General features: G+C 59.0%; 21 protein-coding genes and 1 other annotated feature. Of the genes, 4 read left to right on the top strand and 17 right to left on the bottom strand.

Features of this window, described 5'->3' with window-relative positions; genetic code table 11:
* Nucleotides 1-17: 17 nt before the first annotated feature.
* From AC50YL_RS17830 to AC50YL_RS17785, 10 genes are all read right to left on the bottom strand, one after another.
* Nucleotides 18-842: a carbohydrate ABC transporter permease gene (locus AC50YL_RS17830; RefSeq protein WP_494834438.1), complete on the bottom strand. Its 825-nt coding sequence runs from the start codon at nt 840-842 to the stop codon at nt 18-20.
* A gap of 40 nt (nt 843-882) precedes the next feature.
* Nucleotides 883-1761, bottom strand: coding sequence for a carbohydrate ABC transporter permease (locus AC50YL_RS17825; protein ID WP_494834437.1), 879 nt, complete (start codon nt 1759-1761; stop codon nt 883-885).
* Nucleotides 1754-2812: an ABC transporter ATP-binding protein gene (locus AC50YL_RS17820; RefSeq protein WP_494833576.1), complete on the bottom strand. Its 1059-nt coding sequence runs from the start codon at nt 2810-2812 to the stop codon at nt 1754-1756. The genes AC50YL_RS17825 and AC50YL_RS17820 overlap by 8 nt, the downstream gene beginning before the upstream one ends.
* 32 nt (nt 2813-2844) lie before the next feature.
* Nucleotides 2845-3606, bottom strand: a complete 762-nt coding sequence (locus AC50YL_RS17815; protein WP_494833574.1) for a DeoR/GlpR family DNA-binding transcription regulator — start codon at nt 3604-3606, stop codon at nt 2845-2847.
* Between the two features lie 117 nt (nt 3607-3723).
* The gene (locus AC50YL_RS17810) at nt 3724-4920 is read right to left on the bottom strand and encodes a sn-glycerol-1-phosphate dehydrogenase (RefSeq protein ID WP_494833572.1); all 1197 of its coding nucleotides are present in this window, start codon (nt 4918-4920) and stop codon (nt 3724-3726) included.
* The gene (locus tag AC50YL_RS17805; RefSeq protein ID WP_494833571.1) at nt 4895-5740 is read right to left on the bottom strand and encodes an HAD-IIA family hydrolase; all 846 of its coding nucleotides are present in this window, start codon (nt 5738-5740) and stop codon (nt 4895-4897) included. Before AC50YL_RS17805 ends, AC50YL_RS17810 begins: the two co-directional genes overlap by 26 nt.
* A gap of 355 nt (nt 5741-6095) precedes the next feature.
* Nucleotides 6096-7529, bottom strand: a complete 1434-nt coding sequence (locus tag AC50YL_RS17800; protein ID WP_494833570.1) for an MFS transporter — start codon at nt 7527-7529, stop codon at nt 6096-6098.
* A gap of 381 nt (nt 7530-7910) precedes the next feature.
* Nucleotides 7911-8240, bottom strand: coding sequence for an NIPSNAP family protein (locus AC50YL_RS17795; protein ID WP_494833569.1), 330 nt, complete (start codon nt 8238-8240; stop codon nt 7911-7913).
* A 61-nt stretch (nt 8241-8301) separates the two neighbouring features.
* Nucleotides 8302-9045: an SDR family NAD(P)-dependent oxidoreductase gene (locus tag AC50YL_RS17790; RefSeq protein ID WP_494833568.1), complete on the bottom strand. Its 744-nt coding sequence runs from the start codon at nt 9043-9045 to the stop codon at nt 8302-8304.
* A gap of 117 nt (nt 9046-9162) precedes the next feature.
* A complete protein-coding gene (locus AC50YL_RS17785) occupies nt 9163-10293 on the bottom strand; it encodes a YbfB/YjiJ family MFS transporter (protein WP_494833567.1) in 1131 nt (376 codons plus the stop codon).
* 147 nt (nt 10294-10440) lie between these two features.
* On the opposite strand from AC50YL_RS17785, the gene AC50YL_RS17780 reads away from it, so the two are divergent.
* The gene (locus tag AC50YL_RS17780) at nt 10441-11310 is read left to right on the top strand and encodes a LysR family transcriptional regulator (protein ID WP_494833566.1); all 870 of its coding nucleotides are present in this window, start codon (nt 10441-10443) and stop codon (nt 11308-11310) included.
* Nucleotides 11311-11461: 151 nt separating this feature from the next.
* On the opposite strand, the gene AC50YL_RS17775 is transcribed toward AC50YL_RS17780, so the two are convergent.
* On the bottom strand, nt 11462-12538 hold the full coding sequence (locus tag AC50YL_RS17775; RefSeq protein ID WP_494833565.1) for a branched-chain amino acid aminotransferase: 1077 nt from the start codon (nt 12536-12538) through the stop codon (nt 11462-11464).
* Between the two features lie 124 nt (nt 12539-12662).
* Here AC50YL_RS17775 and AC50YL_RS17770 point away from each other — a divergent pair, with 124 nt between their 5' ends.
* A complete protein-coding gene (locus tag AC50YL_RS17770) occupies nt 12663-13592 on the top strand; it encodes a LysR family transcriptional regulator (protein WP_494833564.1) in 930 nt (309 codons plus the stop codon).
* Here AC50YL_RS17770 and AC50YL_RS17765 read toward each other — a convergent pair.
* Entirely contained in the window at nt 13568-14740 is a 1173-nt protein-coding gene (locus AC50YL_RS17765; RefSeq protein WP_494833563.1) for an aminotransferase class I/II-fold pyridoxal phosphate-dependent enzyme, read from the bottom strand. The genes AC50YL_RS17770 and AC50YL_RS17765 overlap by 25 nt on opposite strands.
* 59 nt (nt 14741-14799) lie before the next feature.
* Nucleotides 14800-15041, bottom strand: a binding site (T-box leader).
* Between the two features lie 374 nt (nt 15042-15415).
* Here AC50YL_RS17765 and AC50YL_RS17760 point away from each other — a divergent pair.
* Nucleotides 15416-16201: an SDR family NAD(P)-dependent oxidoreductase gene (locus AC50YL_RS17760; RefSeq protein ID WP_494833562.1), complete on the top strand. Its 786-nt coding sequence runs from the start codon at nt 15416-15418 to the stop codon at nt 16199-16201.
* A 101-nt stretch (nt 16202-16302) separates the two neighbouring features.
* Nucleotides 16303-17103, top strand: coding sequence for a class I SAM-dependent methyltransferase (locus AC50YL_RS17755; protein ID WP_494833561.1), 801 nt, complete (start codon nt 16303-16305; stop codon nt 17101-17103).
* Nucleotides 17104-17112: 9 nt separating this feature from the next.
* On the opposite strand, the gene AC50YL_RS17750 is transcribed toward AC50YL_RS17755, so the two are convergent.
* From AC50YL_RS17750 to AC50YL_RS17730, 5 genes are all read right to left on the bottom strand, one after another.
* Entirely contained in the window at nt 17113-17835 is a 723-nt protein-coding gene (locus AC50YL_RS17750) for an HAD family hydrolase (protein ID WP_494833560.1), read from the bottom strand.
* 127 nt (nt 17836-17962) lie between these two features.
* A complete protein-coding gene (locus AC50YL_RS17745; RefSeq protein WP_494833559.1) occupies nt 17963-18727 on the bottom strand; it encodes an SDR family oxidoreductase in 765 nt (254 codons plus the stop codon).
* Nucleotides 18728-18917: 190 nt separating this feature from the next.
* Complete coding sequence (cyoD, locus tag AC50YL_RS17740) at nt 18918-19268, bottom strand: cytochrome o ubiquinol oxidase subunit IV (RefSeq protein ID WP_494833558.1); 351 nt, start codon at nt 19266-19268, stop codon at nt 18918-18920.
* Nucleotides 19269-19892 carry a cytochrome o ubiquinol oxidase subunit III gene (gene cyoC / locus AC50YL_RS17735; protein WP_494833556.1) on the bottom strand — a complete coding sequence of 208 codons (624 nt, stop codon included), beginning with the start codon at nt 19890-19892 and terminating at the stop codon, nt 19269-19271. It lies immediately after the preceding gene.
* A gap of 1 nt (nt 19893) precedes the next feature.
* On the bottom strand, nt 19894-21867 hold the full coding sequence (locus AC50YL_RS17730; protein ID WP_494833554.1) for a cbb3-type cytochrome c oxidase subunit I: 1974 nt from the start codon (nt 21865-21867) through the stop codon (nt 19894-19896).
* Nucleotides 21868-21881: the final 14 nt, after the last annotated feature.

The raw sequence follows: 21881 nt of genomic DNA, 5'->3' as shown, positions 1-21881 counted from the left end.
TAAAAGGGATCAAATCGTCATTTAATCCCTGAATAAACAAATGCGTTGACGATCTGCCGGAAACAGAACACGTACACGATCAGAATGGGCACGACGAGCACCACGTTGCCGGCCATGATGATATGCCAGTTGCTGATGCCCTCGGTTTCCCTCAGCGTGGCGATGCCGAGCGTCAGCGGCCGGACGTTCGTCGTATCGGTCATGACGAGCGGCCAGAAGTAGTCGTTCCAATGGCTGACGAAGCTGAACAACGCGATCGTGGCGAGGGCCGGCCGCGACATCGGCGTCATGATCGTGCGGATGATCGTGAACTCGCTGGCGTTGTCGAGCTTGGCCGCCTCGATCAGCTCCTGGGGAATCTGCATGAAATATTGGCGCAGCAGGAAGATGCCGAACGCATTGGACATGAAGGGCAGGATCTGCGGCCACAGCGTGCCGATGACTCCCCAGTCGGCCAGCATCATGTAGACAGGAATGAACGTGACCTGCGTCGGGATCATGAACGCCAGCAGCACCAGGCCGAACAGCAAGCTGTTTCCTCTGAACCGGTATTTGGCGAAGGCATATGCCGCTGGAATCATGACGGCGAACTGCAGCGCCAGGATCGCGGCCGTCACGACGATCGAATTGCGCGTGTACGTCATGAACGGTCCCGCCGTCATCGCGGTCTTGAAGTTCATCCACTGCGGCGAAGCCGGAAGCCATACGGGCGGGAACGACATCGTTTCCTTGAAGGTCTGCAGCGACGTGGAGATCATCCAGAGGAACGGTACGATGAAAGCAAGCAGGATCAGCGCTTTCGCCGCCGCGTTCAAGGTGCGTCGCAGCATCGCGGTATCCATGGTTTGCAAGGCGGAATCTCCTTTTCAAGGGCATACGGGCTTATTGGTAGTGAACCTTCCTGGCCAGCAGGCGGAAGTAAGCAAAGGTCAGCACGCCGACGATCGCCATGAGCACGATGCCCGTCGCCGACGCGTAGCCGATATTCGTCGTCCTGTAATTGTAGAGATAGTAGACGAGCGTGGTGGTCGCGCTGTTCGGCCCGCCTCCGGTCATGATCTGGACGGTATCGAACGCCTTGAACGAGGCGATGGTCATGATGATCAGGATGAAGAACAATTGCGGCGAGATGAGCGGCAGCGTAATCTTGAAAAACACCTTGCCCTTGCCCGCGTTGTCCAGGGCGGCCGCTTCGTAAATGTTCGGCGAGATGCTCTGGAGCGCTGCCGAGATAATGAGCGTATAGTAGCCGATGCCTTGCCAGACGGCGACGAGCATGACGGACATCATCGCCGTCTTGGAGCTCTGCAGCCAATCGGAAGGCGGCAGGCCGACGAGCTTCAGCCCGTAATTCAGCAGGCCGAGGTTCGGCTCCATCAACCACATCCAGACCAGCGAGACCGAGACGATGCTGACGATATGAGGCGTGAACATGCCCGCCTGCACGATGGCGTTCCAGCGGCTCTTGCGGTGCAGCCACAACGCGGCCAATAACGCGAGAATCATCGTGACGACGACGATGCCGACCGTATAGACGGCCGTATTGGCCAGCGCTTTGTAGAAATCGTCCCTCGCGAGCAGCTGCTTATAATTGTCGAGGCCGATGAACTTGCTTTTCGCCTTGTTCATCAGGTTGTACTTGTACAAGCTCAGATGAATCAGCTTGATCACGGGATAGAGAACGAACAGCGAGATGCCGGTCATCGCGGGAGCGACCAACGCATAGGGGCGGATCCGCTCCCAGATCGTGGCGTTAGGCATAGGCATACCGGCTTTCTCGCAGGGCTTCGAGATAGGCCCGGTAATGCGGATGGCTCTCCCGCAGCCGGCCGCCGTTTTCGTCGAACAGGTACATCCGCTCCGCCCCGACGCCGATATGTACGTCCTGATCCACCGCGTAAAGGTCGTCCGCGCATTTGACCATGTACGACTGCGCGCCGCGCCTCACTTGATACAACGTCTCCGAGCCCAGCATCTCGCGGGTGACGATCGTGCCTTCGAACGAGAAATGCGCGTCCGACGGCTCGCGGGTCAGCCGCGCGCTTTCCGGCCGAAAGCCGAAGCGTACGCCGTCCATGCCGAGCTCCTGCACGTTCATCGGCGGCATGCCGATGAACTGCGCCGCGAACAGATTGTCCGGCTGGCGGTAGATGACGTCCGGCGCCGCCTCTTGCTGGATGACGCCTTGATTCATCAAGACGACCGTATCGGCCATCGACATGGCCTCCACTTGATCATGGGTCACGTACACGAACGTCGTGCCCAGTTTCTTGTGCAGCTCGATCAACTCGATCCGCATCTGCGCCCTCAGCTTCGCGTCGAGATTGGAGAGCGGCTCGTCCATCAGGAAGACGGACGGCTTCTTCACCATGGCTCTCGCCAGGGCGACGCGCTGCCGCTGGCCGCCCGATAACGTCGCGGGCTTGCGGTCCAGGTACGGCAGCAGGCCCACCGTGGAACAGATCGATTCCACGAGCGCGGTTCGCTCTGCCTTGCCGACGCGATTGTTTTTCAGGCCGAACTCGATATTCTCCCTCACCGACATCGTCGGATACAACGCGTAGTTCTGGAACACCATCGCCACGCCCCGCTGTCCGGGCGGAATTCGCGTAAGGTCCTTGCCGGCGATGAGCATGGAGCCGGATGTCTGCTGGTCGATGCCCGCGACCATTCGCAGCAGCGTCGTTTTCCCGCAGCCCGACGGGCCGACCAGCACGGTGAACGACCCGTCCGCGATGGTCAGGTTCAACCCGCTGATGACGGTGTTCTTCTCGAAGGCTTTCGATACGCCGACGAATTGTATGGATGCCATGATCGGTGCCTCCTTCTCATTCCTCCTGCGGATCAGACGGTATAAACCGTCATTCCGCCGTCCCTGAACGGCTTGAGCAGCTCTTCGGAAGCTTCTTTGCCGGTAATCAGCGCATGAATCGCATGATTCGGCGCGACGGTATGCAGCGACAGCTTGCCGATCTTGCTGTCGTCGGTCACGACGATGATCTCCCGGGCGGCGGCGATCATGCCCTGCTTTGCCGGAACGAGCTGCGCTTCCGGATGCATCAAGCCATGCTGCGGATGCAGCGCCGGCGTGCCGATGAACGCTTTGATCGTATGCAGCGAGCGCAGCACATGATCGGTGAACATGCCGTTCAGCATGTAGCTGTGCGGATACAGCTCGCCGCCCGTCAGGATGACCTTGATGCGCGGCGCGTCCTTCAGCTCGGCCGCCACGTTCATATCGTTGGTCACGACCGTGATGTTGGAACGGTGAACCAAATTTCTGGCGACATGGAGCGTCGTCGTGCCCGAATCGATAATGATGTGATCCCCGTCCTCGACCAGGCTTGCCGCCATTTTGCCGATGCGCGTCTTCTGATCGAGATTTTGCGTCGACCGTTCGCTGACGGGAGGCTCGTCCTGCGTCCACTGCTCGACGATCACGCCGCCATGCGTCCGTTTCAATGCTCCTTCTTGCTCGATTTCCACCAAATCCCGCCGGATGGTCGCTTCATGCACGTTGAATTCCCGGGCGAGCGTGCCGACGGTAGCCGTGTTATGCTGCCTGACGTAGTCGACGATCCGACGCTTTCTTTCCGCTGCCAACAATGACTGATCCCCCAATATGAGCGTTAATGTGCAATTCATGCTTGAATAGCTGCGCGTTCATGCTTGTTTTGAATTGTAGCGGCGATTGTTCTTACCTAGATTAACGCCATGTGAAGATCATGTAACGGCGGGATCATTCGCCAGCTCATTGTACGCGCGCAGCAGCGTATGGCGTTCGCTTCGGACGGAGTGGCCATGAATCAGGCTTCTCCTCATTAATTCGGGCGCAATCCCGAGCTCTTCCGCGGAACTCGGACCGCCGACCTGACGAAGCAGCTGGATCATGTCGCGGTCCTGCGGGATGTCAGCGATATGCGCGACGATGGCCGGCCAGTGCTCGGAAATGTTCGTACTCGCACTCCATCTCGCCGCCCCTTCTTCCGCGATGCGGTGGTAGAGCCTGCTGATCTCGATGGTAGCGACGCCGACCTTCGCCCCGTGAAGCAGCTGCCGGTGGCCGAGGCGGATATGGTCCATTTCCCAGTAATGGGACAGATGATGCTCGGCGCCGGAAGCCGGATGCGACCGTCCGAACAGCATCATGGCAAGTCCGGACTCCAGCAGGGCGGAGGTCAGCGTGAACACGCCCTCCTCGTCCCGGCGCGCGATCTGTTCCGCGTGATTCACGCAGCGCGCGAGCGCGCCTTCGGTCATGTCCGCCGCGGCCTGCAGGTACGGCTCGCCGGCGGTCATCGCGCCGAACTTCCAATCGAATAGGGACGTATACTTGCCCAGCATGTCGCCGAAGCCGGCCGCCGCGAGACGAGGCGGCGCTTGCACCAGTACGTCCAGATCGGCGAAGACGGCCGCCGGGCTGACCGCGGGCACGGTCACTTTCACTCCGCGCACGATGATCGGCGCTCCCTTGGAATTGAACCCGTCCACCGAAGGCGCGGTCGGGACGGACAAGAACGGTATGTTCGCCGTATAGGCGCAGTAACGGACGATATCGTGGATCGTCCCGCCGCCGACGGCGACGACCGCCTCCGCGGAGGCCCGCTGCAGATCGAGCAGCAGCTGGACCAGCGCGGCCTCGTCGGCCAGGACGTCGCCGGTCCGATCCGGCTTGAAGCAGGTCACGGCTGCTTGGACTCCGGCAGCGGCCAAATGCTTGTGCAAGCGCTCGCCAGCGGCCGGATACGTGTTCTCGTCGACCGCGACGACGACGCTGCGGTATGCCATCCGTTCGATGTAGCGTCCCGCTTCCTTCAGTGCGCCGGGCGCGATGGAGATCGACGTCAGATTCAAGCCGTCCGCCGTCCGCCGATCCAGCCCGGCGGCGATTTCGTTAATCCGTGATGTTTGTTCGGACAATCGGATCTTCCTTTCCAATCGATTTGTTAGGCAATCGTTCCCGCAGACCGGCGAGCGACTCGCAGATCCAATCCGGCTCCAGCAGGCTGACCTCCGCTTCCTCGCGGGTAACCGAGCCCGTCAGTACGAGCGCCGTACGCATGCCCGATCGCTTGCCGAGGCGAATATCGGACTCCAGGCTGTCGCCGACGACCATGCACCGCTCGGGCGGAAGTCCGAGCGCGTCCAAGGCAGCCTTTGCCATGAGGGCGGAGGGCTTGCCGATCACGAGCTCGACGGATTGGCCGGTCGCGGCCGTGACGGCCCCGATCATGCCGGCCACGTCGATCGCCAGGCCGTTTTGGCCCGGAAACATCTTGTCCGCGTTCGTCGCCATGATTTTCGCGCCATGCCTCGCCGCGCGAAAGGCGTCGTTCAAATCCGCATAGGTCAGCGATTCGCATAAGGTGATCAGCAGCCAGTCGGCCGCTTCCGGAACGGGTGCCAGCCGGACTCCGGCCGCCCGGAGCTCGTCGCGAAGGCCTTCGTCGCCGAGCGTCCAGACGAAGCATTCTTCGTAGCCGCGTCTCAGGTAGGCAGCCGCGACCGTGGACGTCAGCACGATTTCCTCCAGCCGAACCTCGATCCCCATCCGTTCCAAGTTGGCCTGGCACATCTCGCGGGAGATATTGCCCCTGTTGCTCAGGAACACGAGGCGCTTCCCCGCTGCGCGCAGCCATGCGATCGTATCCGCGGCGCCCGGAATGGCTTCGCTTCCCCGATATACCGTGCCGTCCAGATCTATGACGAACCCTTCCACGTCATCTATGGTTCTTGACATCCTTGAAGCCTCGCTTGAAATCGAATTTAAATGAACACTGAATGCTCGAATATGTTCGTTTTTGCTCATTTATAGACTCAATATAAACATCCATGTTCAACGGAGTGTCATCCCGGCATGTAGGATTTGTAAAAGTTGGCAAAGAAAAAGCCAGCCGATTCAGGTCGGCTGGCTTGCGGCATTGTTATGACGTTGATAATGGACGGCGCTTAAGGAAATCCTAATCTTATTGCAAGTCTTCTGCATGTTGGTGCGCATTTAGAATTTATATGGCCCGCATTCAGCCCGCATTTAGGGGGCATAAGGTACGTATTCGGCATGCAGTTGAAACGCAATTGGTACGCAGTTGGAGCGGTTACGCCGCGTCGCGATCGGGCTCCAGCCCCGGTTGGCGTACCTTCTGGCGCGCCGGGCGGAACCAGACGAGCACGACGACGAGCGCCGCCGTCAAGAAGATCGCCGAGCCCGTCAACGAGACGGAAGCCGAGTGGGCGAAATCCGCTTTGGACGTGCCTCCCGTCCGGTTTGCCGCGTCGAAGACGGTGATCAGAATCGCCAATCCCAGCGAGCCGCCGGTCTGATGGGCCACGTTGACCAGTCCCGACGCGGCGCCCGCATCGCGCGGTTCCACGCCGGCGAGACCGAACGTCGTGAACGGCGAGAACACCATTCCGGCGCCGATGCCCATGACGATCAGCGGGAAGAACATTTGCGGATAATAGTGCGCGTCGACCGAGATGCGGCTTAGCAGGGCCGTGCCGATAATCGCGATCGCGATGCCGGCGAGCAGCACCTTCAGCTGTCCGAACCTCGCGAACAGCCAAGGCATCGCGTACATCATGCCGAACATGACGGTCGTGAAGGGCAGGAACGCGATTCCAGCCTCGAGCGAGCTGAAGCCGAGCACGTTTTGCAAAAATTGCGGCACGAAGAAAAAGATCGCGAAATTCCCGCCCACGAATAGAAATCTGCCGAGATACGCGCCGGAGCGCTGCCGGTTGGCGAATAGCCGCAGCGGCGTAATCGGCTGTTTGGCGCGGGCTTCGATAAAGACGAACGCGACGAGCATGGCTGCGCCAAGCGCAAGCGAGGTCAAGGTTACCGGCGCATCCCATCCGCTCGACGCGGCTTGAACGAAACCGAACACCAGGGACGTCATGCCGATTACGGAGGTCAGCGCGCCCAGGACGTCGAACTGCCCTTTGTTCTTGTTCGTCTCCGGCAGGTAACGCGGCACCATCAGGAGCAGGGCGACCCCGATCGGCACGTTGATGAACATGCCGACGCGCCAGGAGATAAAGTCGGTCAGCAGGCCGCCGAGTATAAGGCCCACGCTGCCGCCGGCTCCCGCAACCGCGCTGTACAAGGCGATCGCCTTCGAGCGCTCCTTGGCTTCCACGAAGCTCACCGACAGCAGTGCAAGCGTGGAAGGCGTGGCGATCGCGCCAGCCAGACCTTGCAGGGCGCGCGAGATCAATAGAAATTCCGATGATTGCGCCACGCCCACCATAATGGATGCAAGCGTGAATATCGCGATACCGACGCTGAACATGCGTCTTCTTCCCAAAATATCGCCGGCGCGGGCGCCGAGCAGCAGCAAGCCGCCGAAAGCAAGCGTGTAGGCGTTCTGCACCCAAGTCAGCTGCGTTGTGGTCATATGCAATGTGCGGCCGATCTCGGGCAGCGCCGTGACCATGACGGACGCGTCCAGGATGACCATGAGCTGACAAGCGATAATGATCGTTAAAATAATCGTTTTTGACGGATTAATGATAATCATCCCTTTCATGAATGTCGTGTTGCCTTTATATGAAATACCGGCATCCCGTTCCTCCAAGAATGACCGGACATGAATGGTACGGAACGAAATTCTCTTGGCGGCATGGGCTAACGCATTCTCGCTCACTCCCGTTCTCAAGTCGATGAACGAATCATAGCACAGGAATTATCCGATGTAAACAAAAAACATGTTTTTTGTCTATATTATACTTATTGTCGACATTGAACATCATGGAGCATGGCGAGTCTAAACGTACATCATCCCTGAAGCAAGCAACGCACCGCCTAACGGGGGACAACAAAAAAACCGCGCCATAAGCGCGGTTCGCAGTCTCTTCTAAGGGAAAACGACCCTTGTTTTCAAGACCTGATCATCAAGCTCGCAGGCCCGTCAGGCATTACGCGGACGGAAAAAATCCGCATTCCTCATATATACGACCTCGATGCTCTCGTGCAGCGCGCCGTTTCGCTCCGTTCTCTCCTTCAGTTCCAGCCATTCCGGATCCTCCAGGAAAGCTTGAAAGTTCCGTTCTCGCGCCGCCATATCCGGATGCTCCAGCACGTAATACAAGCGATCCTTCGACGCGTCATCATCGACCCAAAATTGCGTCACGTTCATATTATGCTTCGTGAAAATGCCGATCGTCCCGTCCCCAAACCGATCCAAGATCGCTTGCATGCGGCCCGGCACGACTTGATATATACGCAGTTCATATAGCATGAATGCCATCCTCCTTCGATTCGTTCCTTATTTGTCCTTAAGTCGTAACGCTTGCGGCGGCTTACCAAGTGCCGGCGTTCTGACCGCCGTCGACGTGAAGAATCTCGCCGGTGACGAAGCGCGCGGTTTCCAGGTAGAAGATCGCCTCGACAATATCCTGCGTCTCGCCCATTCGGCCGACGGGGTGCAGCCCCGCCAAGAACGCATGCGTCTCCTCGGCATGCATCGGCGTCTTCGTAATGCCGGGCGCGACCGCGTTCACGCGAACGCCTTTATCCGCGTATTCGATCGCAAGCGATCTCGTCGCGGCGTTCAAGCCGCCTTTCGTCAGCGCGGCCAGCACGGACGGCACCACTGTAATCGGCTGCTCGGCGGCGCCGCTGGCCGTGATGTTGATAATATGCCCGTTGCCCGCTTTCAGCATCTCGGCCGCCGCGCGCTGCGTGACATGAAAGAATCCGGAGACGTTGGTGGACAGCACCGACTCGTAGTCCGCCGGCGTGAACTCCGTGAACGGCTTCGAGATGAAGATGCCCGCATTGTTCACCAGCGTATCGATCCGTCCGAAGCGCGCAAGCGCCTCGCCGATCAAACGATCCGCGACCACGGCTTGCGAAATGTCGCCGGCGACGTACGCGACTTGCTTGCCAGTCGGATCGATCTCTAGTGCGGCATCGGCCAGCGCTTGTTCGCGGCGTCCGTTAATGACGACGTTCCCGCCCCTTTTCGCCCATTCGATCGCTGCAGCTCGGCCCATGCCGCTGCTTCCGCCCGTAATGATTGCCGTTTTTCCCTGTAAATTCATGATTATCCTCCTATAGATATCTACTAATAGATAGATTTTATTGATTCGTACGTTTCTTATTCATGCCAGCCGAATCATGCACGCTGTTCGTAGCAGTAAACCTTGTCTCCCCCGGCCTTAAACGGTACGTCGTCCGACCCCAAGCGGCAAGCAGACTGCCCCCAGCAAGACGATGATCGCCGCTCCGACCAATGCGAAGAGATAACTGCCGTTTCCCGAGATCAACAGACCCGCGGCGAGCGGTCCGATAATTTGCCCCAAACCGAAGCAAGTGGTCAGCAAACCGATGATTTTCCGATTATCGTGCGGATATAGCTCCTTGGCATAACCGACGGACAACGTCGTGATGCCCATGAAAGTCCCGCCGAACAGGAGCGCGCCGGCTACGAGCGTGGCGGTGGACGGAATCAGCACGATCACGATGCCGATGGATTGAAGCAGCATCGCGGCGGTCAACGTCCGCTTCTTCCCCCACTTCGAAGCAAGCATGGACCAGATGACGCACGACGGCGCCGCGGCGATGCCGACCAGGATCCAGCTGAACGACGCGATGTTCGGGATATCGGATATCGTTTTGGCGAACGCTACGAGATAGGTTCCGGTCACCACGTAGCCCAAGCCCTCCAAGCCGTACGCGACCGTCAGCCAGACCAATATCCTTCTTGCCGACAAAGACGGCAGCCCGCGCGGGACGCTTGCCGCGCTCCGGTCCGTACGCGTTTCCCGCAGCGACAGCCAAGCTGCCAGACCGAGCATCAGGCTTATCGCTCCAAGTCCCTCCCACGCATGAATCCAACCGCCCAGCAGTGGAACGGACAAGCCGGTAAGCAGGATTCCGGCGCCGACGCCGCCATAATAGACGCCCGCTTGGAGCTGCGATAATCGTTCCGATACGATACTGGATGCGATGACGAACACGACCGCGCTCGCGAAGCCGGACAGAAACCGAAGCGCTAGCCACGCATCGAGGTTGTGGGATTCGCCCATTCCCCAGGTGGTCGCCATGCTGACGATCAGCCCGAGCAGCAACGGCAGGGAGCGATTTCGGATCTGAACCAGCGTCAAGACGAACGCGCCGATCAAATAACCCAAATTATTGCTCGCAGCCAGATAGCCGGCACCCGCGGCGGAGAACAGATGCCGCTCCAGCATCAGCGGGAGGATCGGGGTAAAGGCGAACCGGCCGATTCCCATCGCCACCATCAGCGCAGCCATGCCGCCGAACAAAATCATCCATGTTCTTCTCACCTTACGATGACCTCCTTTCGTTTGCCTCCAATCGTTGCGCCCGATGCCTATTGATCATACACTTGGTTCTGTTATCTTGTATAATACAGAAATAAGATGATCGATATCAAAAATTCAGATCGCAAGATCCGGATAGAGGAGTCAACGATGGATATTCAATTGCTCAAAGCGTTTTATGCGACGGCGCAGGAAGGCAGCTTATCGAAAGCCGCGCAGAAATTAAACTTCGCGCAGTCAAACGTCACGTATAAGATCAGGCAGCTGGAAACCGACCTCCAGACCCAGTTGTTTTACCGCCATAATCGCGGAATCACGCTCACCCCCTCCGGTCGAATTCTAGTCTCCTACGCCGAGAAAATCCTGCATGTCATGCAGGAAGCGCGGGCTGCCGTCGGAGCCTCCGGCGTTCCCTCGGGGCCGCTTCATATCGGCTCCTTGGAGACGATCGCCGCTGGCCAGCTCCCGAAGCTGCTGACCAAATTCCATACCGACTATTCGGCCGTCGACTTCTCGTTGATCACCGGCGCTACCGACCAGCTGCTTCACGGCGTGCTGCATTACGAGCTCAGCGGCGCGTTCGTGGTCGGTCCCGTGGAGCATCCCGAACTGACGCTCGAGCATGTCGCGGACGAGGAAGTGGTCCTTGTCACGCCTTACTCCCATCCTGCCGTCCATCTCATCCGCGACGTGAAGCCGCGCACCCTTCTTGTCTTTCAGAACGGTTGCTTCTACCGGGCCAAATTAAACCAACTGCTGCTGGATGAAGGGATACAGCCCGCCAAGGTGCTGGAATTCGGCTCGCTCGAGACGATCATCGGCTGCGTCAGCGCAGGTCTGGGAATTTCGCTGATGCCGTTTTCCCTCGTAAAGGACGCGGAGACGCAAAGGCGCATCCGCTGCCACGAAATTCCCGACAAAAAGGGGATGGTTAAGACCGTGTTCGTCAAACGCAAGGACGCGCTGATCACGCCGGCACTATCCGCCTTCACATCGGAGATGCGCGCCTTCTTCGTCTAATGTTCGCGACACCGGGCCCCAGTCGAAAAAAAAGCGATCGCTCTCCGGTGGAATACCGAAAGCGATCGCCGTTTTATATACGCTTGATTGAAAGGTTTGCTTTAAGGAGGGATGTTCGCGTTCCCGCGATCGCGTTTCGTTGCGTATCCCGCTACTTAACCTCGACCATCCAATTGAACGCGTCTTCCAGCTTGCCGTATTGAATGCCCGTCAGATTATTGTACAGCTTCTCGGACAATTCGCCCGTCGAGCCGCCGTTGATGACCAGCTTCTCGCCAAGCCAGTTCAACTCGCCGACCGGCGAGATGACGGCCGCCGTGCCGGTGCCGAACGCTTCCTCCAGCTTGCCGCTCTTGCCGGCTTCGTAGATTTCTTCGATCGAGAGCAGGCGTTCCACGACGGGAACATTCCAATGCTTCAGGAGCTGGATGACCGAATTGCGCGTAATGCCGTCGAGGATGCTGCCGTTGAGCGAAGGCGTGTAGACGGTGCCGTCGATTTTGAAGAACACGTTCATGCTGCCGACTTCTTCGATGTATTTGTGCTCCGCTCCGTCCAGCCACAGGACCTGCGTGTAACCCTGCTCTTTCGCGGCATCCTGCGCCTTGAGACCTGATGCGTAGTTGCCCGCCGTTTTCGCTTCCCCTACCCCGCCGATCATGGCGCGCACGTAATGGGATTCGACGAAGATTTTGACCGGGTTGATGCCTTCCGGATAATAGGCGCCGACCGGCGACATGATGATCATGAACGTGTACGCCTGCGAAGGCTGCACGCCGAGCAGCGCCTCCGTGGCGATCATGAACGGCCGGATGTAGAGTGAATTGCCCTCGCCGTCCGGAATCCAGTCCTGGTCGATATGCGTCAGGCTCTTGATTGCGTCCAGCACCAGATCCGTCGGGATTTCCGGCATGCTCATGCGGTCGTTGGACAGGTTCATCCGTCTCATGTTGGCATCCGGCCGGAACACTTGAACGCGGCCGTCGGCGGTTTTGTACGCTTTCAAGCCTTCGAAGACGGTTTGGCCGTAATGGAACACTTTCGCGGCCGGATCCAGCGTGATCGGCTGGTACGGCACGATGCGCGATTGGTGCCAGCCTTCGTCCGCCGTATAATTCATGATGAACATGTGATCCGTGAAATAAATCCCGAACCCGAGCTTATCCTGCGGCGGTTTGGCTTTGGGCGTGGTCGTGCGTTCGATGTGAATCGATGTCGATGCGATCATGCTGAAATCCCTTCCCTCGTGCGTATTGGCGAACTAATTGCATTTTACTATGCCTGTAGCTATATTAATAATATCTATTTTATCCATTTTGCATACCTTGAAGGTATAAAAGAGGCGAAGCCGATTGGACTTGAAACAATTGAAATATTTCCTCGCCATCGCCGCGGAGCGGCAGATCACGCGCGCCGCCAAATTGCTTCACATGGAGCAGCCGCCGCTGAGCCGGCAGCTGATGATGATGGAAGAGGAGCTCGGCGCGAAGCTGTTCGAACGCGGCCGGAAGCAGCTGACGCTCACCGCCGCCGGCGAGCTGCTGCGGTCCAAGGCCGAGTCGCTGCTCGCGCAGCTCGACGAGACCATGCTGGAGGTCAGGGAGCTGGAGGAAGGCGTCCGCGGGACGCTCTCCATCGGCGCCGTCGTCTCCTGCGTGTCAATCCTGCCGAACCCGATCCGGCAGCTGCGCGATGCCTATCCTCAGATTACGTTCAAGATCACGGAAGGTGACCATTTCTTGCTTGGCGAAATGCTGGAAAAACGCGCGATCGAGCTCGTCGTGTCCCGCCTGCCGTTCGAAACCGGCATTTTGCCCGCCAAGCTGTCGACCTTGCCGCTTCCCTCCGATCCGTACGTGACGGTGTTTCCGAGCTCCTGGGTGCCGAAGCCGCACGATGACGGCGAGCAGAGCATCGGCATGCGCGAGCTGGCGGATTATCCGTTGCTCACGCTGAAGACCGACAAGACGATCCGCATGCACGAGCAGGTCGTGAACGAATTCAGGCGCCACGGCTTGGAGCCGAACATCATCTGCGAATGCTCCAGCGTCACCGTCATCATGTCCTTGATCGCGTCCGGCATCGGGGTGACCGTTTTCCCGAAGTCGATCCTCTCTTCCTTCCCTTACGGCGACGTGACTATGCTGCCGATTCGGGATGCCAATTTCCAGTCGGATATCGGCATCCTGTGGCTGAAGGACCATCTGTTGTCGAAGCGGGCACAGCATTTTATCGATTATTTTCAAGCGCCGGAGGCTCACAACGTTCGCACGAACGAGTAGATCCTCTCGAGCGCCGCTTCCAGCTGGGACTGCGCGGCCGCGTAGCAGCAGCGGATGAAGCCTTCTCCGCCGAGGCCGAATACATGCCCGGGCACCGTGACGACGCCTGCTTCGTCCAGCAGCCGCGTGACGAATTCATCCGAGTCGAGGCCCGTAGTCGCAATCGAGGGAAAGGCGTAGAACGAACCGAGCGGCTCATGGCACGGCAGGCCGATCTCCCGCAAGCCCGACACGAAGAATTGCCGGCGGCGATCGTAAGAATCCACCATGCGGTCCTTCTCGTCTAGCCCGTTCACGAGCGACACCAGTCCCGCGATTTGACTTATAATCGGCGCGCATGTCGCGGTGTATTGGTGAATCTTGAGCATCGTCGAGATCAGCTCGACCGGACCGCATGCGTAGCCGACCCGCCAGCCCGTCATGGCAAATGCTTTCGAAAAGCCGCTGATGAGCAGCGTGCGTTCCCGCATGCCGGGGAGCTCGGCGATGCTCTCATGCTTGCTTCCGTAGGTCAGTTCCGCATAGATTTCATCCGAGATGACGACCAGATTGTGCGCGATCGCCAGCTCCGCGATCGGGATCCAGTCTTCCCGCGTCATGATGCCGCCGGTCGGATTGTTGGGATAGCTCACGACCAGGAGCTTCGAACGCGGCGTCAATTTGGCCCTTAGCGATTCGGCCGTCAGCTTGAACCGGTTATCGGCAGTCGTCCCGATCGGGACCGTAACTCCGCCAAGCAATGCCGCGATGGGAGAATACGCGATGAAGCACGGCTCCGGGATCAGAATTTCGTCGCCCGGCGAGATCAGCGCCCGCAGCGCGAGATCGATCGCTTCGCTGCTGCCGTTCGTGACCAGCACTTCGTCCGCGGGGTCGTACCGCAGCCTGAAGGACGCGTCCAGATAGCCGGCGATGGCTTCGCGCAGCTCCGGCAGGCCGGCATTCGGCGTGTACGTCGTCCGTCCTTTCTCGATCGCCGCGATGCAGGCGTCCCTCACGACCTTCGGCGTGACGAAATCCGGTTCCCCGACGCCGAGCGAGATGACGTCCTTCCGGCCCGCCGCGTAATCAAAATACCTCCGTATGCCCGATGGCTGCATCGTGCGAGCCGCCGGCGACAAAAAATCCGTTAACGTTGTTTCGCTCATCCGTTTCTCCTCCTTATGCATGGTTGTTGGCGATGAAAACGCAAAAAGACCCGTCCCCCGAAAGGGACGGGTCTATACCCGTGTTACCACCCTAGTTCCGCGATCCGTCAAGGAAAGCAGCACTCATTCACGTATCCAACAATACGCGTCCCGTTAACGCTGGACCTGCGGCATCGCTTACTCTCGTTTCGGCTAGCTTCTCGGAGACGGCTTCGGCCAGCGCCTGATTGTTGGTTTGCACCTGTCCCAACTCTCTGTGAATCAGACGGCCTGACGTACTCTCTCTCTTCGATGAATTTAAGGTTCGTTTGAAGTTTGTAGTCATTATAGCCATAGGTTTCCTGGTCCGTCAATAGACAATTCCGAAAACGGGCGGAAAACGGCTGCTCTCCGCTTGGCGTTAGGATTGCAATTCCGGTCTGGGTCATCTGGTCAATCGATTGATTTGTCGCCTGACCAATTACGGTCGGCCCGATTCGATAGGCCTGCGTCGAATGACCCGTTTCCATGGCCACGCTTGTCCCTCCCGCCGAAGCAAATTAGGATTGACGGTCCACCCGGCGTCCATTATTGTTGGACATAGAACGGACTTCCGGGACCATCCAACGCATCTCCATGCTTGAACGCGAACCGCGCGAAACCGCGGCGGATCGCTATACGAAGGAGTGAAAGCGTATGCAAAACCAACTTCAAGGCCGCGTCGCGCTCGTGACGGGATCGGCGAAAGGAATCGGCGCCGGCATCGTCCGCGAGTTGGCGGCGCAAGGCGCCGCCGTATGCGTGAATTACGCCACCAGCGCCGAAGCCGCCGATCGGCTTATACGGGAACTGTCCGACCGGGGCTGCCGGGCCTTCGCCTGCCAAGCGGACATCGGGGTCCCGGCCCGGGCTGCCGCCCTCGTCGAGACGGTCGCGGAACGATACGGCCGCCTCGACATCCTCGTCAACAATGCCGCGATCGACCCCGTCGTCCACTGGGAAGCGGTCACCGAGGCGCTCTGGGACCGCATCATGAACGCCAATCTGAAGGGCGCGTTCTTCACGGCCCAAGCCAGCGCCAAACCTATGCGCGCGCAAGGCTTCGGCCGCATCGTCAACATCAGCTCCGTGCACGGAAACGCCACGATGCACGGCTACGCCGCGTACGCCGCCTCCAAAGGCGGCATGAACGCGCTGACCCGCCAGCTGGCGCTCGATCTGGCTCCGCTCGGCATCACGGTCAACGCCGTCGCGCCCGGCCTCGTGGAAGTCGAGAAGCACAGCTACGACACGCCGGAAGCCCGCGGGCTGGATGCCGTCCAGATCCCGGTCGGCCGCGTCGGCGTTCCCGGCGACATCGGGCCGCTCGTCGCTTTTCTCGCTTCGGAGAACGCGGCTTACGTCAACGGGCAAATCTTCACCGTCGACGGCGGTTCCAGCGCGCGGTTCTTCCTGAAGCAGGATCCGGTCGACCCCGGCTGAACCAATGCGGCGCCGGCTGACGTTCCGTTCAACGGCGGTGCCGACGCCTCCCCCAATCGGCCAATCGCGCCGTTTCCCAATCCAGAGAGGAGCCGAGAGAGATGAACGATCCTTCCGCAATCGTGAGAGACAGTTGGAACCAATGGTCCGAAACCTGGTATCGGCGTTACCGGACCGATGACGTCATCGCGCGGTTGATCCGCAAGCCGGAATCAGCCTTTCATCCCGCCGCGTTCGCGATGATCCGAAGAGCGATGCCCGATTTGCGCGGCAAGCGGGTATGCGTGCCGTCCAGCGGCGACAACCACGCGGTCTTCGCCTTCCACCTGATGGGCGCCCGCGTCGCCTCCTGCGATATCTCGGAGAATCAGTTGGCGAACAGCCTCAACATCGCGCAGCAGTACGGCTGGGACATCGATTTCGTTTGCGAGGACACGATGAAGCTGGACAGCCTTCCGGCAGGCGAATTCGATTTCGTCTATACGTCGAACGGCGTTCACGTGTGGATTCCCGATCTGCCCGGCATGTACGGCAGCATTCATCGCGTGCTCCGAGACGGCGGCTCTTATGTCATGTTCGATATCCATCCGTTCATGCGCCCGTTCGGCGACAATGCCGGCGGGAAGCTGAACGTCGTGAATCCTTACGCTGCGACGGGACCCTACGGCGAGATCCCTACGTACAGATGGCGCGTTCAAGACATCGCGAACGCCATGGCAGACTCGTCCCTGCGCATCTCCCGCATCGAAGAAACATATGCGGCGGACGGTTCTTTCTGGGTCGATGAATCGGTCGAGGACGGCGAACCGCTGACGCCGCAAGAGCTCGAGGACCTATGCGATTGGCGGAAAAATCCGAAGGCCGCGCTGCCGCAATGGCTGTTGATCCATGCCGTCAAGTAGGGACGCGCATCATCCGTGCTCGGCAAGCACGCCGCGAATGTCGCTTAACTGCGACAGCGTCCGGTAAGGAACGGCGGAACCGGGATTATCGCGTCCCTTCGGATTGATCCAGATGCCTTTGATGGACAACCGCTGCGGCGCGGCGATTTCCCATTCGTAGTTGTCCCCGATCATCCAGGTATCCTCCGCTTTGACGCCCAGCTGCCGCATGGCATGCTCGTACACGCCGATCTCGGGTTTCCCCGCGCCGAATTCCTCCTCGATCACGATGCAATCGAAATGCGGGGCAAGCGCGAAGCGCTCGATCTTCCGCCGCTGCGCGCGCGAGCTGCCGTTCGTGATCAAGGCGAGCTTGATGCCGAGCTCTCGTAAATGGAGCAGCGTCTCGACGGCGCCCGGGTACGGCATGATTGCGCGGTCGCGTTCCTCCCCGTACTCGACGGCTATTCGTCTGGCGACGGAGCGGTCGGCATAACCGGCTTCATCCAGCACGGTTCCGATGATCTCTTCCCTGGCAGCGTCGAGATCGCGGCGTCCGATCCGATGGCGCTCGGAATCGCTCCAATACCACTTCGCTTTGCGCTTCACGTTCTCGATCAACGCGTTCAACGCTTCCGCTTCCAACCCCATGTGCTTGCCGCAAACGCTGCTCCAGCACCGATCGACGTCGATGCCGTGATCGTAAGCGATGATTGTATCGTCCAGATCCAACAAAATGGCTTTCGGGCGCATTCCTACCACTCCTCAATAGAGATCCATAGCAGGATTAGAATATACCACCGCGCCAGGCTCGTCAAAGCCGCAAGGCGAAAAAAAGCCTAGCCCGATGGGCTAAGCTTTTTCCGCGCATTCCGGTCGCTCACAATCGGGATCCGCCGCTTGCATCGATCAATTGGCCGGTAATCCACCGGCTCTCTTCCGAAGCCAGGAAGAGGGCAATGTCGGCCACGTCCTCCGGCTCTCCCCACCGGCCGAAGACCGAGAGTCCGGACGCGAACGCGCGCCCGTCCGGGTCGGACAGCGTGCCCGCGTTCATGTCGGTATTGATCAGACCGGGCAATATCGCGTTGACCGTGATGCCGCGGCCGCCGAGCTGCTGCGCCAGGACGAAGGTCAGCGTATTGATCGCGCCTTTCGAGATGCTGTAGCCGAACAGATTCGGAAAGGCGATTCGCGTCGCGGCCGACGAAATGTTGATGATGCGTCCGCCGTCCCGCAGACGCGGCAGCGCTTGCTGGATGACGAACACCGGCGCTTTGACATGGATGCCCATCACTTCGTCGAACGACTCTTCCGTCGTTTCGTGGATCGTGGCGTACTGGCCGATGCCGGCGTTGTTCACGAGAATATCCAGCTGCTTGGCGCCTGTCGTCCGCTGCAGTTCGTCGTCCAATGCAGCGTACAGTTCCGTTATGCCGCTCGATGCAGCGAGATCGGCGCCGATCGCGAAGGCTTCGCCGCCGCTAATCTCGATCGCGCGGACGACCTCCTCCGCCTCTTGTCGGCGCGTGCCGTAATGCACGGCGACCAGCGCGCCTTCCCGCGCCAGCGCCGATGCGATGCCGCGGCCGATACCCCGGCTCGCTCCCGTCACCAATGCGATTTTCTTCTTCAGCTTACCCATGCGATCATCTCCCCGTGTCAACTTCACACTAGTTATATCACAGGGCGGTTTTGCAAATGTTGCGCTCTCATTCGGCCGGACTATGCGACCCGCCGTCCGGACGCGATCTCCACGACAAAAAACGCGCGGCTCCTCCCTTGCTCGGGAAAGGAGCCGCGCGTATGAACAATCCGATGCCGAATGCCGGCGCTTATTGCACGACCGAGTTGAAGGACATGATCCAGACCGAGCCGGCCACGATCACGATGACGATGAACAAGCCCAAAATCAGCGCCATGACGTTATACTTCGGCCCCTCGCCTTCGCGGATATGCATGAAGAACAACAGCTGCACGAGCAGTTGAATCACGGCCATCGTCACGATGGTGATGATGATGCCGTTTTTGCTCATGTTCGTCTGGAATACGACCAGCAGCGGAATGACGGTCAGTACGATCGACAGGATGAAGCCGATGACGTAGGCTTTGAGCGATCCGTGATTTTCGTGCTCGTCATGATGACCGTGACCGTGATCGGCCGCGCCTGCAGGATGTTGGCTCATCTACATCACCCCCATGAGATAAACGATCGTGAAGAGGAAGATCCACACCACGTCGAGGAAATGCCAGTACAAGCTGATGACGGTGATTTTACGCTTGGTCACCGGCGTAATGCCGCGCATCTTGAGCTGAATCATCAGACCGATCATCCAAATCAATCCGACCGACACGTGAAGTCCATGCGTGCCGACCAACGTGAAGAAGGCGGTCAGGAACGCGCTCGTCGAGATCGTCGCGCCTTCGTGCACCATGTTCACGAACTCGTTGATCTCGAGACCGACGAAGGAGGCGCCGAGCACGGCGGTCACGATCAGCCAGCCGATCAGCTGGTTGACCTTCCCTTTGTTCATGGCCAGAACGGCCAGGCCGCTCGTGAAGCTGCTCGTGAGCAAGATAAACGTTTCCGCGACGAAGCCCGGAATCTCGAACAGTTCTTTTCCCGTCGGACCGCCGTCCACGTGGCCCTTCAGCACGACGTACGTGGCGAAGAGCGTACCGAACAACAGACAGTCGGTAACGAGAAAGATCCAGAAGCCGAGCACTTTCATCGATTCTTGATCGTGATGGCCGTGGTCATGCGAATCGGCTGCGTGCTTCGAATGGTTATGTTCTATCGCATGCTGCATCTTAAACCGCCCTCCCTGCTGCCTTTTCGGTCTCGATAACTTCCTCGAGCGGCACGTAATAATCGGTGTCGTACGTGAACGAACGGACAAGCAGCGAGATGCCTACGCCGGCAAGACCCGAGAACGCCATCCATTTCCAATCGAACACGAAGCCGAAGCCGGCGACGAACCAGCATGCGGCGAAGATGATCGGAACGCCGGAGTTTTTCGGCATATGGATCGACTCCAGCTTCGAGACGGGCACCGGCTCCGCCGGCGCGAAATTACGGCGCTCCTTGTCTTCCCAGAACGGATCGCGTTCATCGACGACCGGTACTACCGCAAAGTTGTACATCGGCGGGGGAGAAGGGATCGACCATTCCAGCGTGCGCGCGTTCCACGGATCGCCCGTCGTGTCGCGCTCGCCGTGTTTAACGCTGTACAGGATCTGCCAGACTTGGAACACGAAGCCGATGCCCATGAGGAACGCGCCGATCGTCGAGACGAGGTTGAGCGGTCCCCAGCCCATATCCCAGCCGTACGTGTACACGCGGCGCGTCATGCCCATGAAGCCAAGCGCGTATTGCGGCATGAAGCACACATAGAATCCGATATTCCACAGCCAGAAGGCGTATTTGCCCAAGCGCTCGTTCAGCTTGAAGCCGAACAGCTTCGGCCACCAATAATAGATCCCGGCGAGGTAACCGAACACGACGCCGCCGATCAGCACCTGATGGAAATGCGCGATCAGGAAGTAGCTGTTATGATACTGATAATCCGCCGGCGCCACCGCGAGCATGACGCCCGTCGCGCCCCCGACGACGAAGCACGGGATGAACGCGAGCGTCCACATCATCGGCTGCTCCAGGCGTATTCGCCCTCGGAACATCGTGAAGAGCCAGTTGAACACCTTGGCCCCCGTCGGTATCCCGATCGCCATGGTCGCGATCGCGAAGGCGACGTTGACGTCGGCGCCCGAACCCATCGTGAAGAAGTGATGGACCCAGGTGAAGAAGGACAGGATGCTGATGCTCAGCAGCGCGAATACCATCGACTTGTATCCGAATATCCGTTTGCGCGAGAACGTGGCGACGATTTCCGAGAAGATCCCGAACGCCGGCAAGACGACGATATACACTTCGGGGTGACCCCACATCCAGATCAAGTTGATGTACATCATCGGGAACCCGCCCCCGTCCATCGTGAACAGGTGGCCGCCCATGTAACGGTCGATGAAAAGCAAGGCCAGCGTTACCGTCAGGATCGGGAACGCGAAAATAATAATGATGCTGCTGGAGAATACCGACCACGTAAACATCGGCATTTTCATGAATTTCATGCCTGGCGCGCGCATCTTGAGAATCGTGACGATGAAGTTGATCCCCGTCGCGAGCGACCCGATCCCGGAGATCTGGATGCCCCAGATATAGAAGTTCTCCCCAACCCCCGGACTGCCCGACATCTCCGAAAGCGGCGGGTAGCTGAGCCAGCCCGCGTCCGGCGAGCCGCCAATGACGAAGCTGAGGTTGAACAGCATGGCGCCGAAGAAGAACAGCCAGAAGCTGACGGAGTTCAAGAACGGATACGCAACGTCGCGGGCGCCGATCTGCAGCGGCACGACCATATTGAACAGCCCGAACATCATCGGCATCGCCATGAATAGAATCATAATCGTGCCGTGCGTGGTAAATACTGCGTTATAGTGATCCGCTTGCAGGAACTGCACGTTCGGCAGCGCGAGCTGCGTCCGCATGAGCAGCGCGTCCACCCCGCCCCGGAAGAGCATGAGCAAGGAAGCGATCAGGTACATAATCCCGATTTTTTTGTGATCGACGGTCGTCAGCCATTCCCGCCACAGCCAGCCCCACTTCTTGAAATAGAAGAGTACGAACAGCACGGCGACGGAAGATAGGACGATCGAGACGTCCGCGCCGTAAATAAGCGGGTCGCCCGTCACGAAAAACGAGGAGGCGAATGATTTTATACTGGCATACATAAGTTGTGCTCCTC

The sequence above is a fragment of the Paenibacillus sp. J22P277 genome (assembly GCF_059383675.1).
The sequence above is the reverse complement of the archived record's forward strand: the minus strand, read 5'-3'. Positions and strand labels throughout refer to the sequence as shown.